Here is a 13945-nt window from a genome sequence, read left to right as displayed (position 1 = left end):
AGTGAGACACCTCGAATCGAGGACCCGAATCCTGCTGCGCGCCTACTTCCCTATCGCCATCAGCGGTGCGTGCTCGAAGTCCTGCTTCATGCTGCGCAATACGCGCTCCATCGTCATGTCGCGAAACCGTTCGACATGCCGCCGCGCGATGCGCGATGCAGTCTTGCCATCCCCGGCGCCGAGCGCTTCGGCAAGCAGCCGGTGATCCCCGGAAATCTCGGGGCTGTCGTCTTCGTCGCTGAAGCCGAGTGCGACCAGCCGCGCCATTTCGTCGAACAGCACCGAGATATTGCGAGCGAGACGTTCGTTGCCGGACGCCATCGCTATATGCAAGTGAAACGCGCGATTTCCATCGAGAAAGAAACCGATCTGATTACCGTGATTCTTCGACGCGGTATTGCCGCGCGCGGCCTTGTCGATCCGCATCAGGGCCTTCGCGTCGACCTGGCCGGCCGCAAGCCGCGCCGCTTCCGGTTCGAGAATCAGGCGCAACGCGAATACTTCCTCGACGTCCTTCAGCGTGACCGGCACGACCACGTAGCCATGCCGCGGCACCGAGCGAACGAGGCCGTCGTGCGTCAGGCGCGCAAGCGCAAGACGGCAGGTGGACTTGCCGACGCCGTATCGATCCATCAATTCCGCTTCAGTCAGCATGCTGCCCGGCTGCAATGTGCAGGACAGAATGGCCTGCCGGATGGCGATATACGTCGATTCGCCAAGCAGCATGCTCTCGCCCGCCGCCTTACCCGCTGATACGATCTTTGCTCGCATAGGACCTCGCTTTACTCACCCGTCGTTGTTGTTTCGTTTGTTAGGCTTACGTGATTTTGTGAGCACCTCACAGCCTTTGAAACCCATTCTAAGAGAGGCAATTTTCGAAGTACAGCGGTCAAAATATTTTCGATTCAACTAACGGTTCCTTGCCACCGGCGCACCATGCGGGCATCCATGTCAAACAGATCGAGCACCCTGCCAGGCGTGTAATCGATTCGGGCCGCGCATAGCGCTTACGGCTTCTGCGCGGCGATGATCTTCGCCGCGAGCTGATACGGCCCGCTGTCGAATACATCCTGCGGCAGCGTCCCCTTGATCGTGCCGCTTGCCGCGAAAATCTGCTGTTCGCGCTTGAGCGTTTCGATATCGGCTGGCTCGAACGAAATGGTGTTGAGTTCGGCCCAATGCGCGGCATAAATACGCGCATCGTTAGCCGGCAGATTCGCGACTTTCTGCAGAATCGCGGCGACCTGGTCCGGATGCGCATTGCCCCATGCGATCGCGTTATGAATCGCGACGATAAATTTCGCCACCGTTTGCGGATCGCGCTGAACCAGTTCGCTGCGCGCAGCACCGACGCCGAGGTACGGCATCGCGTTCGAGTGCGTGAGCTTGCGCCATTCGTCGGCCAGCGTGCCGAGCCGTTTCGTTTTGACCTCCGTCAACTGCGCGACGGTGACCGAGCGCAACGCGGCCGCATCTACCTGCTGCTGCGCAAGAAACTGCGCAAGCCGGGCCTCATTGCCGGGCACGAGCGCGTAATCCGCCGGCGTGAAGCCGTAGTTCGCGCGCAGCACCGCGGCCGTCATCAGCGCCACCGAACTGCCCGCGGGCGACATGCCGATCTTCTTGCCGCGCAAGGCGGCAAGCGATGTCACCGGAGACGTTGCAGGCGCAACGAAGGTCACGTCCGCCGGCGCCGTGGCGCCGAATATCCTGATCGGCACGCCGCTCGCCGCGATGCTGAATGCGCTCGCGCCGGCCACGCTGAAGCTGATGTCGATCACATTGGCCGCGAGCCCGCTTGCCGGCGCGTTGACTTCAGCGAAGTGCACGAAGCGCACGTCGTCGATGCCCGCTTTCTTGAGGAAATCGCCCGTCTCGAGCACCGCGCCGAGACCGAGGCTCACACCGCTTGTCCAATAGCCGATACGAAGCGGCGCGGCCTGTACGGCGATCGAAACGAGGCAAAACGCCGCGGCGCACAACAGCCGCGACGCATGCTTGTGAAAATGCATCATGTCCGCTCTTCTTTAAAGAGGCGCGCGCCGCAGCGGCGCGACCCCGGTTGAAGGTGAATTGCCGGCTGCCTTCTATTACCGTGCAGCCGGCGGCACCGCGTCGAAGCGCGAACCGCGGATGCACAGCTTGCCTTCCGCGGTTTTCCAGATCTGCCCGCGCTCATGCAGCAGCCCCAGTGCGCGCGCAAGCGTCTGGAAGTCGTAACCGGAAAGACGTTCGGCAAGCGCCGTGTAGTAGAGCGGGGTTTCGCCGATCGACGCCAGCGCATCCCGGGCCGCATCTTCGACCTTGCCGGGGCCGGACACCGCTCCCTCGTCGGCTTTGCCCGCGATGTAGTCGGCGATGTGCGCGGTATCCGCGTACGCATAGGAGATTCGCTCATAGCGTTCGTGCGGAATGCCTTCGGAAATCGTCGCGTCGATGCCCACTTTCGCGCCCGTCGGCACCTGTCCGGGCGGCATGACCGGCAAGCTCGGATCGAGCGGTTTCGCGCGAGCGCCTGGAATCACGATCAGATCGCGATCGCCCTGCACGCGCGTGGCGATCGCCCATTCGACCTCCTCGCCGTTGAATACGTCGATGTCGTCGTCGACCACCACCACGTGCTTGAGGTCCATCACCGAAAGCGCCGCGAGCAGCGCATTCTTCCCCTCGCCCGCCTGCTTGCGGATGGAAATCACCGCGTGCCAGAACGCGCGGCCGCCGAGCGTGACGTTGATGTCCTTGACCTGCACGCCCGCGGTGCGCAATGCGCTGCGAATCGCCTGATAACGGGTCGGCGCGGCGAGCCAGGTGTTCTCCCACGGCATATGCAGCGAGTAGTACATGGCGTCGCGCCGATGCAAAATCGCCTTGATGCGCACGTTCGGGTTCCAGTGCAAGCCGCCCATCAACGCGGTGAATTCGCCGAAACGGCCTTCGGGCTGGGTCCATCCGGTCGGCAGGATTTCCGCTTCGATCACAACTTCGGAGTCCGCGATATACGGCAGATCCACGGTCTCGCACGGCGCGAGTTCGACCGGCGTGCCGCGAATGCCGCCCGCGATCGCCATTTCGTCGACGCCGATCGGCGCACGGTAGCCCGCCCCCATGATCTCCATCGGGTGGTTGCCGATCGAAATCGAAATCGGACAGGGCTTGCCCTGCTGATAGGCGCGCTGCGCGAACATGCGCATATTGTTCGGCGTCACGATGTCGATGCCGGTCAGCGCCTTTTCCTTCACCATGAAGCGATATATGCCGCTGTTCAGGCCGTATTCCGGATCGCGCGAGATCACGATGCCCGCCGTGATCATCGGGCCGCCATCGAAAATCGACGACATCGGAATGGGCAGGCGGAACAGATCGACATCGTCGCCCTTGAGAATCACGTCCCTGGTCGGCGAGGTGTCGACATAGATGGGCGCGATCGGATTCTGAATGCCACGCTGCAGCATCTTCTCGATTTCGAAGTAACTGTCGCAGCCCATCGCCATCATTGCGCGCTTCTGCGTGCGGATGATGCCGGACAGCAGCGGCATCCCGTAGCCGATCACGTTATGGAACAGCAGCGCCTTGTCGCTCTGGTCGACGAGCGTACCGACGTGCCGGATATCGACTGACTGACGGATGTCGATCAATTCCTGGCCGGCCCTGAGCCGCTCCAGAAACTCGCGAAAATTTTCTTTCATGCCGGTCTCCTCGATGAGGTGAATGCGAAGTTCGGCCTGGACATCAGGCGGCTCCGCTTGCGGACAATTCCGCATGGGCGGTGTGCTTCAATACCGCCCGATCGATCTTGTTGGTCGACGCGAGCGGCAGCGTATCGATGAACCAGACCCGCCGCGGATGCTGATACGCCGGTGCGTGCGCGAGGGCGTATTGCTTCACGTCGTCCTCGGTCAGCGCACTGCCCGCGCGGCGCACGACGAATGCCACCGGTTTGGTGCCCTTGATGTCGTCGTTGACCGGCACGACACAGGCCTGCGCGATAGCGGGGTGCGTTTCGAGCATGCGTTCGACTTCGCCGGGGAAAATGTTCTCGCCGCCGGAAACGAACATGTCGTCCGCGCGGCCGACGAATGTGTAAAAGCCCTGCTCGTCGCGATGAAACACGTCTCCCGTCACATAGAAGCCGTCGTCGGTCAGCGGCACCGGCAGATCCTTGCGGTTGTGATAGCCGAGCATGACGGCCGGGCTTTTGACCGCCAGCACGCCGGTCGCGGCGCCGCTTTCAGACGCGCCTTCGGGCACATCAAGCAGCCTCACCCGTACTTCGGGATGCGGGTAGCCGACCGAAAGCGGCGGCGGCTCGAGGCCGTCCGGATGCGGGCCGAACACGATCGGACCGCCTTCGGTGGTTCCATAGACGTTCGTTACTTTTGCATTCGGGAACACCGCAGCAATCTGCGCGAGCAGGCTTTCGCCGACCGGCGCCGAGCCCATCCGGATAAAACGCACCGACGCCAGATCGGTGCGCGCGAGCAGATCGGGTTCACGCAGCATCATCGCGATCATCGGCGGAACCGACGTGAGCCATGTGACGCCATAGCGCTCGATCGCGCTGATGTAGGCACGTGCCTTGAACTGAGGCAGCAGCACCACCGTGCCGTGGCCGTGTAACGACATCAGCACCAGCGTCAGCGCATTCATGTGATAAAGCGGCGCCGCGACGAGGAAGCGATGCGCCTGCGGCGGCTGCGCGGCGGCGCGCGTACGCGCGACCCACAGATGGCTGTCGTGCGACAGCATCACGCCTTTGGGTTTGCCGGTGGAACCTGACGTATAGAGAAACATCGCCGGCGCGCCCGGCTCCGGTCTGACCGCGTCGTACGCGCCAGGGTCCACGAACGACGCAAACCCGTCGGCGCCGTCCGTATCGAACACCACGGTCGGCAGATCGGCCGGGCAATCGGCGAGCCGCGCCGCATCGCAAAACACCAGTTGCGCGTCGCTGTCGCGTATCACGAAGGTCGACAGCGCTTGCGGAAACCTGAAGTTGACCGGCGTCGCGACCAGCCCCGCGCGCATGATGCCGAGCAACGCCGCCACGTACTCCGCGCAATTGGCGGCCAGAATCGCGACGCGCTGCCCGCGTGCCAGTCCTCGCCGTTCGAGGGCTCGCGCGACGCCGTTGGCGAGCGCATCGAGTTCGCCATACGTGATGCGCGTATCGCGCCAGCCGTCCTCCGTTTCGTCCAGGTCCCCGAGCGCGACCAGCGCGAGCTTGTGCGGATCGCGTGCGGTGTCGATCAGGTCGCCGAGATTCTCAGGAATGTGCATGTTCGACAGTTCCGATAAATTCGATCAAAGTGTTGAGTGGGGAAAGCAGCACGCGAACGGCCGCTACGCCGTCGCCTGTCGTTGCGTGCGCAACCTTCACCGATGCGGGGTCGCGTTGCGCCATCGACGCCAGTTTCTCCCGCACGGAACGCAGTCCGGCGGTTTCGACCACGAGCGCGCCGAAGTAGCTCGCACGGCCGGCGGCGTGGCACGCAAGCGGCCCGTAGCGGGCTTGATACGCGGCTTCGCCGACGAACCGTAAATCGAAGCCGCGCAGGCTCAATCGCACACCGGCGCTACCTGGCGTGGCCGTCACGCTGTCCTCGCCGGCCGTCAATGCATAGCGTTGCGCTTCACTGTGCGGATCCGCGCTCACCACCACGAGTTCGGCAAGCCGCGTTGCGCGATTCGGATGCTTCGTCCATTCATCGCGAAACACCCATTGCGGCGTCAGATGCTCGCAAAAATAGACGCGTCCCGCGGACAGTTCACCAGGCTCGAGGCGCGTCGTCGCGAACTTCGCCACTTGTTCGACGCCGTCGATTTCCACTGGTCGCGAGAACGATTGAGGTTCGGTTGCGTGGAGGTGCGCGGCGATCAGCCTTGCATATGTCGCGCTCGCGTCGTCCGTTCTGAACACGAGCCCGTCGATGCCGAGGCGGCTTTCGAGTATTTCGCGCCGCAGCCGCATCGAACCGGCCGGCAAACCGACCAGTTCGAGGTAGTGGTCGCCGAACATCATCAGATGGTTGACGGAGCCGAGCGAGTGATAACCGCGCGGCGTCAGTGCGAAGCCGAGTTCGGCAAAGCAGGCCGCCGCGGCGTCGATGTCGAACATCGCGTTGACGACGACGTGATCGAGCGTCTGCCCGGGTGCACTCGACGTGCTCGTGTTCATACGCAGACTCACGCCGACGTCACGCTTTCGACACGGGAGCGGCAACCGGCGCCGGCGCGGTCGAGTAGACGCCGCGGCCGCTCGCGAGCAACACGCCCGACTGGTCATAAATGGCGGCCTCCGCGACCGACACGGAGCTGCCGAACTTGACGACCTTGCCGCGCGCGACCAGATCGCCCGGCATCGCTGCGCGGTGATAGTCGACACGCAGGTCGATCGTCGGTACGCCTCTGCCGGTTTTCGACACCAGCGCCCAGTCCGCGGTCAGATCGACGAGCGCCGCCAGAATTCCGCCGTGCGTATAGCGTCGCTCCGGGTTCACCACCCATTCTTCGCGCCATTTCGCCGCGATTTCGATTTCCCCGTCGCCGACGCTCAGCACCCGCAAACCGAGCCATTGATGATAGGGACCGCGCGTGAGCATCGCTTCGACGTCTGCGGCTTCCAGTTGTTTCGCTTCTGTCATGCCGGCCCCCGCTTAAGGCGTAACGACGATCTTGCCGAGCACTTCGCGATCGCGAATCATGCGCAGCCCCTCTGCCGCCTGTTCGAGCGGCAGCACCTTGTCGATCTGCACGGAAATCTGTTTCGTGCGGATCAACTCCATCAATGCGGACAGGTTGTCGTCATAGAAACTGTTCGAGCCGATCACACGGATCTCGAAGCTCCAGATGTAGCGCAAATCCTCTTTCGGATCGTGTCCGGCCGTCGCGCCGCAGACGAGCAGACTGCCGCCGCGCTTGATGCATCTGAGCGACGGCACCCACGTGTCGCCGCCCGTGAAATTGACCACGACGTCCGCGCCGCCTTCATAGCTGCGGCGCTGCGGCTTGCCGTATTTTTCGATGACCCACTTCGAAAAATCGGCTTCCTTGTAGTTGATCACGTGGTCGGCGCCAAGCGCCTTCAGCCGCTCGGCCTTATCGGCGCTGCCCGCCGCGGCCACGACTTCGGCGCCGAGCATCTTGGCGAGCACGACGCAGCCCGTGCCGACGCCGCCGCTCGCGCCGAGAATCACGACGCGGTCGCCCGCCTTGATCGTCTTGTGCGTGACGAGCATCCGGTGCGCGGTGCCATAGGCGACCGGCAACGACGCTGCCTGTTCGAAGCTCACTTCGTCGGGCATCGCGATCAATTGATCGGCAGCGACGAGGCAATACTCGGCCATGCCGCCGTCGAGCATTTCGCCCATCAGGCCTTTCTTTTTATTGAGCGGGTTCACGAGCACGCGCGCGCCGACCTTCCATCCTTCGACATCGTCGCCGACTTCGACGATCTCCCCCGCCATGTCGAGCCCGATCACGACCGGCAAAGGCACCTTGATGCCGGGCATGCCTCGGACGGTGAACACGTCGTGGTAGTTGAACGACGACGCACGCACGCGAATCACGACGTGCTGCGCGATCGCCCTCGGCATCGGCTTTTCGCCGACTCGCAACTTGTCGACATCGCCGTGTTCATCGAGAATCAGCGCTTTCATCTTTTCACTCATATGGAATCCTATATATATAGCGGAAGTAATTATCCAGTGTCTTGATGGGTTCCTGTCAGCGGATCACACCCGCTTCTTCCAACGGAACAGATAGTTCTCGATCGGTTTCAGAATGCCGTATTCGAGCAAGACCATTAACACAATCAACGTCAGTGTCCACGCAAAGACCTGGTCGGTCTGCACGAGGTCCGCGGCCTGGCGCAGCCGGTAGCCGACGCCATTGGACGAGCCGATCGTTTCGGCAACGAGCGACACCCGCCAGCCGAACCCGAATGCGAGCCGCGCGCCTGAAAAGAAGTACGGCAGCACGGTCGGAACATAGATTTTCGCCATCACCTTGGCACGCGACATCTGGAAGCTGCGTGCGAGTTCCACGTACTCCGCGTTGACGCTTTGCGAACCCTGCCAGACGTTGGTCAGGATCAGCGGCATCGCTTCCATGAACACCACGAAGATCGTCGTGCCGTTCGAGATGCCGAACCAGATCAGCGCGAAGATTGCCCAGATAGCCGCGGAAACCGTATTGAGCACCGAGAGTGCCGGTTCGAAGTACAGACCGAGGCGCCGGTTCGAACCGAGCAGAATACCGAGCGGCGCGCCGATCAGCGCAGCAAGCAGGAAGCCCGCGACAACGCGGTACAACGTGATGCCCAGATCTTCGGTGAAGGTGCCGGACGCGATGAGTTCGCGCAACGCGTCCCAGGTTTTGCCGATACCCGGCAAAATGAACGCCGGTACGCGTTGCGCGGCGAGCCACCATAACACCAGCAAGATTGCGACAAGCGACAGACGCTGCAACGCGACGCGTATAAGCCCACCCATCCGTGCGGATCGCGTCGGCGAAGCAGAGCGTGCTGCGAAAACGGATGACATCGCATTGTCCTTAGATAAGGGCGCGCACATGGCGCACGGTTTCGGCTACTTCAGCCGCAAGCGGGTTGCGGGGACGCGCGAGTTCGATATCGAGCACGTCGCGCACCCGTCCTGGGCGAGGCCGCAGCACGACGACACGGTCGGCCAGCACGATTGCCTCTTCGACGTCGTGCGTGACGAACACAACGGTCATCTTCAGCTGTTCGCGCACGCGCAGGAGTTCGGCGTGCATTTGCGAGCGCATCTGCGGGTCGAGCTTCGAGAACGGCTCGTCCATCAGCAGGATATAAGGCTTGACGACGAGGCTGCGCGCAAGCGCGACGCGGCTGCGCATGCCGCCGGACAGTTCGTGCGGATACGCGTTTTCGAAACCCTGGAGGCCGGTCATATGCAGCATTTCGAGCGCGCGCTCGCGGCGCACGTTTGCATTGAGCGACCCCGCCTCGAGCCCGAATTCCGCGTTGGCGGCAATCGTGCGCCACGGGAGCAGCCGGTCCTCCTGAAACATGTAGCCGATCACGCGCGTGTCCTCGGAGCGCTTGCCCGCCACCCCGTCGATTCGCATCTTGCCGCTATCGGCCTTCACGAGCCCGGCGATGATGTTCAGCAGCGTGCTCTTGCCGCAGCCGGATGCGCCGACGATGGCCAGCACCGAGCCGACCGGCGCCGCAAGCGAAATGTCGTCGAGCACGTCCAGCTTGCCGTAGCGCTTCGATACATGCGCCAGCTCGACCGCAACGCGTACCGGTTCGCTCGCAAGCGTTGCCGCCATCGCCCGCATCGGCAACGCGCTCATCGCGTGCCTCGCAACGGCACGATCGGTGAGCCGGCGTGGGTGTCTCTGAGACTGGCCATCACTTTCTCCATTGTCATGTCGCGAAACGTCGCGACGTGCCTGTAAGCGATCTGTTCAGCGCGGCGTCCGTTGCCGCTTTCGAGCGCCTCGATCATCTTTGTGTGGTCGTGACGTATTTCAGGCTTCGTGTTCTGCACGCCAAAGCCAAGCGCAACGAGCCGCGCCATCTCGTTGAGCAAGCCGCCCAAGGTCTTCACGAGCCGGCTGTTGCCCGACGATTCCGCGATCGCCATATGAAAGGCCGCGTTTGCATCCATGAAAATGCCGATGCGGTTGCTGATGCCGAGAGAAACATCGTCGTTACGGCAAGCGCGTTCGAGTCCCTTCAAGAGACCGATATCGGCCCTGCCCGACGCAAGCCGCGCGGAAAGCGGTTCGAGCTGCAACCGCAGTGCGAATACTTCCTCGACGTCTTTCAGCGTGATCGGCCGCACCACGTAGCCCTGCCGCGGCACCGCTCGCAAAAAACCTTCCTGTGCGAGCCGCTGCAGCGCAACCCGGCAAGTCGCCTTGCCGATTCCGTAACGCGTCATCAGCGAAGCTTCAGTCAGTGTCGCCGAGGGCTCGATCACACACGACAGAATGTCATGCCGGATGGTTGAGCACGCACGCTCGCTAAGCAGCTTCGCTTCGCTCGAACAATCGATCAACTGCACAGGCAACGCTACGGCTGACTCTTTCACGACATCTCTCCTTCGACTCGTGAGCTGCTCACAGACGTACTACTGGGCAGGCGTTGAGTTAACTTAGAACAGCCATAAAAAAATTGCACGCGAAAAAATTGAATGCTTTTGAGCTGCTCAGATGAGAAAAAGCAGGCGCATTCGTTCGAACGTGCATTCCTCTGCGATCGCGATTCCCATCGTTAGAAAAACTGCACGATGCCCAATTGAGCGCCGGTAACGCCTTCACCGCGAGCCGGTGTATTGGGCGTGAACGGCCCATTCCCGATCAGCGCGTAGCTCGCACCATGACGGTTGACGAGCCGAGCCACGGTCGCGTAAAGAAGCGTGCGTTTGCTCAGGTTGTAGTACGTGCCGATGCTGACCTCGCCGGCGTTGTCATGTTGCGCAGTGCTGTCCTGCACATAGCCAATGCCTGCCATCAGGTGTAATGCAGGCGTAACCATGTATCCGGCCGATAGCCAGTACACGCTGTGATAGGTGCCCGCGACATTCGTGTTGAGATTCGCGCCCAGGTTGTTGCCGCGATAGAAGCCAACGTAGCCGGTCAGATTGCCGAACTGATAGCTGCCGCCGGCGAAGGTGGTTTTCGTCAGCACCTCGCCGTTTGCGCCGTTCTGCTCGGCGTGACTTACGCCGAGGTAAACCGGACCGCGCTGGTAGTCGATCGCACCCACGTACGCATTCAACGCATCGTGCGGCGATGTCTGGCCACCCAGACTCACACCGCCGGAAAAGGTGAAGCCCGCCACATTCGGCGACCAGTACGTGATCATGTTGTTGTACCGGAACGTGAACGTCGATGCGTTGTGCAGCAGAGAGCCATATGTGCCGCCGTTGAATGCATCGAACCTGCTGTGCATGATCAGCAGCGCGGAATTCTGCAGGCCAAAGCGCACTTCACCGTAGCGGCTCGCGAGACCCACCCACGCGTTGCGGCTGAACGCCTGCGTCGAATTCGTGGCCGAGCCGTTGTTGGTCAGAATGCCGTTCTCGAGGTCGAACGTCGCACGCAGGCTGCCGCCCAGGTCCTCACTCCCTCTCAGCCCCACCCGGCTTGCGTAGAGTCCGCCACTCTGTTCCGCGGTCTGCGCGCCCTTGCCGCCGGCGTTGGTGTAGCCGACAAACGTGTCGAGAATTCCGTAGAGCGTGACTTCCGCACAGGCGGGTTTGGACGCGATCGCCGCAAGCACGAGCACAGCCGCTGAACAGCCTGGTTTTAATTTAATCATTTTCCAAAATCCGGTTGTATGAATATATTTAAATTTGGATACCTAATAATATTGAACATAAAATAAATTGCTTTTCCGATCGGGATATTTCCATGCGCTTTATCGAGTGCTCTGTGAGATGCTCACGAGCAACAGGTAGATCGTTCGTTTCGGGGAATTTAGAATGACAAAAAAATCCGGCACAAGAAGAATTTCAATATTTTTTCGCCGTGAAATGCTCACGAAGAGCGAAAAAATGAGGGAAGAGAACGGATGTGCGAGAAGATTCGCGACGGTTTATCTGCGCGATATTCAGGTATCGTCGCCGCGGCGTCGAAGCTGTCGATGTACGAGAGAAGCCGTCTGTCGTGACGATCGCTTTGCGCAGGCGGAGGTCAGCGGCTCGAAGAAGCGAATCCTGGCAGCCGGCCAATCAAACCGGAGAGTGGTGATGCATGAACGGCAGGATCCGCCTGCCATTCATGGCGAGGAGTGCGCACGGAACGTGTGCGTTGTAACGCGGTCAGGCAGGCGGCTTTACGCGCGTCACTGGATGAAACGCCGCAACTCCACGGTCGACGGCCGTTCGAAGATGTCCTCGGGCTTGCCGCTTTCCCATACGCGTCCTTGATGCATGAATACGACGCGATCGCTGACCGCTTTGGCGAAGCGCATTTCATGCGTGACCATGATCAGCGTCATGTGCTCATGTGCAAGGCTCTCGACTACGCCCAGCACTTCGGCGACCAGTTCCGGGTCGAGCGCCGAGGTAATCTCGTCGCAAAGCAGCACGGCCGGCTTCATCGCGAGTGCACGCGCGATCGCGACGCGCTGCTGCTGGCCGCCCGACAACTGCTCAGGATAAGCGTCGAACTTGTCCGCGAGGCCGACCCGTTCGAGCATGGTTTCAGCGACGGCATACGCCTTGTCGCGATGCGTCTTCTTCACGACGGTCTGCGCGAGCGCGACGTTCTGCCCCACGGACAGATGCGGGAACAGGTTGTATTGCTGGAACACCATGCCGACTTTCTTGCGTAGCGCGCGCAGATCCGCATGCCGCGCATCGATGTGCTCGCCGTCTATTTCGATCGTACCGGCGTCGATCCCTTCGAGCCCGTTCAGCGTGCGCAGGAACGTGCTCTTGCCCGACCCGCTGCGCCCGATGATCGTCACCACCTGCCCGCGCTCGACCGCGAAGTCGATGCCTTTCAGGACCTGATTCGTGCCGAAATTCTTTTCCACACCTTTGGCTTCAACGAGCGGCATGCCATTTCCTTTGTAGCGCACGCGCAGACAGCGTGAGCGGATAACAGAGTACGAAATAGATGACTGCGACGAGTCCGTACACGAGGAACGGTCTAAACGTCGCGTTCGATATGGCCGCGCCGACCTTCGTGAGCTCGGTGAAGCCGATGATCGAGACGAGCGCGGTATCTTTGATCGCTTGCACGCCGAAGCCGACGGTAGGCCCAATCGCGATGCGTGCCGCCTGCGGCAGAATCACATGCCGAAGCTGTTCGAAGTAGTTCATCGCGAGACTCTCCGATGCCTCCCATTGCCCTTTCGGGATTGCTTCGACGCACCCTCGCCAGATCTCGGCCAGATAGGCGCTCGTGAAAAACGTCAGGCCAAGCGTTGCGGCGAGCCACGGTTCAACGTCGATGCCGGCAAGCGGAAGGCCGAAGAAGACCACGAATATCTGCATCAGTAGCGGCGTGCCCTGAAAGATCTCGATGTAGACGCGCACGATTGCACGCAGCCATCGCGAGTTCGACACTCGCATGACCAGTAGCGCGACGCCGACGATTCCACCGGCAATGAAGGAAACGAGCGACAGCACGATCGTCCAGCGCGCCGCGAGCAAAAGATTCTCCAGAATCTGCCAGAACGTGAATTCGATCATCGCCAGGTTCTCCGCGCGAACAGACGCTGGCCGGCGGCATTCAGCGCAAAGCGCAGCAGCAGCGCAAGCCCGAGATACGCGAGCGTAATCACGAAGTACGTCTCGAATGCGCGAAAATTGCGCGACTGGATATAGCTTGCCGCGTAGGTGAGATCCGCGACCGAGATCTGCGAGACGACAGCGGAGCCGAGCATCGTGATGACAATCTGACTCACCAGTGCGGGAAACACTTTCGCGAATGCCTGCGGCAGCACGACATGGCGAAACGTCTGTGCGGGCGACATCGCCAATGCCGCAGCGGCCTCGAGATGGCCGCGCGGCACGGCGGACATGCCCGCGCGCACGATCTCGACGCTGTACGCGCCGAGGTTGAGCGTCATTGCGAGCACCGCGGCTGCGTATTCGTCGATATGAACGCCGAGCGCGGGCAAGCCGAAAAACAGGAAAAATAGCTGGATAAGAAACGGCGTATTGCGGATCGCCTCGACATACACGCCGACCGCGCCGCGCAACCACGCGAGGCCCGGTGCGCGCGTGTTGCACGCGGCCGCGCCACCCACGCCGACCGCGAACCCGAGTGCGGTGGCAGCCGCGGTGAGCCCGAGCGTCACGGCGGCGCCGCTTGCGAACAGGCCGGCATAAGCGGCCAGGTCGCTGAATTCAAGCTGATAACTCATGAGAAACGGAATCCGTTCGACAAGATCGATCTTGCGCCGCTGCCGGCGCGCACGCGCGCGGCATGAGCGCTCAAA

The 13945-nt window shown here is 61.7% G+C and carries 14 protein-coding genes; all 14 read right to left on the bottom strand.

Annotated features, from left to right (window positions below):
* Positions 1-42: 42 nt before the first annotated feature.
* The gene (locus tag HV675_RS12255) at positions 43-771 is read right to left on the bottom strand and encodes a GntR family transcriptional regulator (protein ID WP_175111180.1); all 729 of its coding nucleotides are present in this window, start codon (positions 769-771) and stop codon (positions 43-45) included.
* 236 nt (positions 772-1007) lie between these two features.
* A complete protein-coding gene (locus tag HV675_RS12250; protein ID WP_246270208.1) occupies positions 1008-2015 on the bottom strand; it encodes an ABC transporter substrate-binding protein in 1008 nt (335 codons plus the stop codon).
* A gap of 75 nt (positions 2016-2090) precedes the next feature.
* Positions 2091-3686 carry a UbiD family decarboxylase gene (locus HV675_RS12245; RefSeq protein WP_175111179.1) on the bottom strand — a complete coding sequence of 532 codons (1596 nt, stop codon included), beginning with the start codon at positions 3684-3686 and terminating at the stop codon, positions 2091-2093.
* Positions 3687-3729: 43 nt separating this feature from the next.
* Complete coding sequence (locus tag HV675_RS12240; protein WP_175111178.1) at positions 3730-5277, bottom strand: class I adenylate-forming enzyme family protein; 1548 nt, start codon at positions 5275-5277, stop codon at positions 3730-3732.
* Positions 5264-6175: a VOC family protein gene (locus tag HV675_RS12235; RefSeq protein ID WP_175111177.1), complete on the bottom strand. Its 912-nt coding sequence runs from the start codon at positions 6173-6175 to the stop codon at positions 5264-5266. Before HV675_RS12235 ends, HV675_RS12240 begins: the two co-directional genes overlap by 14 nt.
* 19 nt (positions 6176-6194) lie before the next feature.
* A complete protein-coding gene (locus tag HV675_RS12230) occupies positions 6195-6641 on the bottom strand; it encodes a PaaI family thioesterase (protein ID WP_175111176.1) in 447 nt (148 codons plus the stop codon).
* Positions 6642-6653: 12 nt separating this feature from the next.
* A complete protein-coding gene (locus HV675_RS12225; RefSeq protein ID WP_175111175.1) occupies positions 6654-7667 on the bottom strand; it encodes a zinc-binding dehydrogenase in 1014 nt (337 codons plus the stop codon).
* 63 nt (positions 7668-7730) lie between these two features.
* Positions 7731-8489 (bottom strand): ABC transporter permease, encoded by a 759-nt coding sequence (locus tag HV675_RS12220; protein ID WP_246270207.1) that lies wholly within the window; start codon positions 8487-8489, stop codon positions 7731-7733.
* 61 nt (positions 8490-8550) lie between these two features.
* Complete coding sequence (locus HV675_RS12215) at positions 8551-9336, bottom strand: ABC transporter ATP-binding protein (RefSeq protein ID WP_175111173.1); 786 nt, start codon at positions 9334-9336, stop codon at positions 8551-8553.
* Complete coding sequence (locus HV675_RS12210) at positions 9333-10079, bottom strand: GntR family transcriptional regulator (protein WP_175111172.1); 747 nt, start codon at positions 10077-10079, stop codon at positions 9333-9335. The genes HV675_RS12215 and HV675_RS12210 overlap by 4 nt, the downstream gene beginning before the upstream one ends.
* Positions 10080-10261: 182 nt before the next feature.
* A complete protein-coding gene (locus HV675_RS12205) occupies positions 10262-11311 on the bottom strand; it encodes a porin (RefSeq protein WP_175111171.1) in 1050 nt (349 codons plus the stop codon).
* A gap of 525 nt (positions 11312-11836) precedes the next feature.
* Positions 11837-12556 carry an amino acid ABC transporter ATP-binding protein gene (locus tag HV675_RS12200; RefSeq protein ID WP_175111170.1) on the bottom strand — a complete coding sequence of 240 codons (720 nt, stop codon included), beginning with the start codon at positions 12554-12556 and terminating at the stop codon, positions 11837-11839.
* The gene (locus HV675_RS12195; RefSeq protein ID WP_175111169.1) at positions 12543-13193 is read right to left on the bottom strand and encodes an amino acid ABC transporter permease; all 651 of its coding nucleotides are present in this window, start codon (positions 13191-13193) and stop codon (positions 12543-12545) included. Before HV675_RS12195 ends, HV675_RS12200 begins: the two co-directional genes overlap by 14 nt.
* Positions 13190-13870, bottom strand: a complete 681-nt coding sequence (locus tag HV675_RS12190; RefSeq protein WP_175111168.1) for an amino acid ABC transporter permease — start codon at positions 13868-13870, stop codon at positions 13190-13192. Before HV675_RS12190 ends, HV675_RS12195 begins: the two co-directional genes overlap by 4 nt.
* Between the last annotated feature and the right edge of the window lie 75 nt (positions 13871-13945).

This window comes from Paraburkholderia solisilvae, from assembly GCF_902859875.1.
Classification (GTDB): Bacteria; Pseudomonadota; Gammaproteobacteria; order Burkholderiales; family Burkholderiaceae; genus Paraburkholderia; species Paraburkholderia solisilvae.
This window is presented reverse-complemented; position numbering and strand designations above follow the sequence as displayed.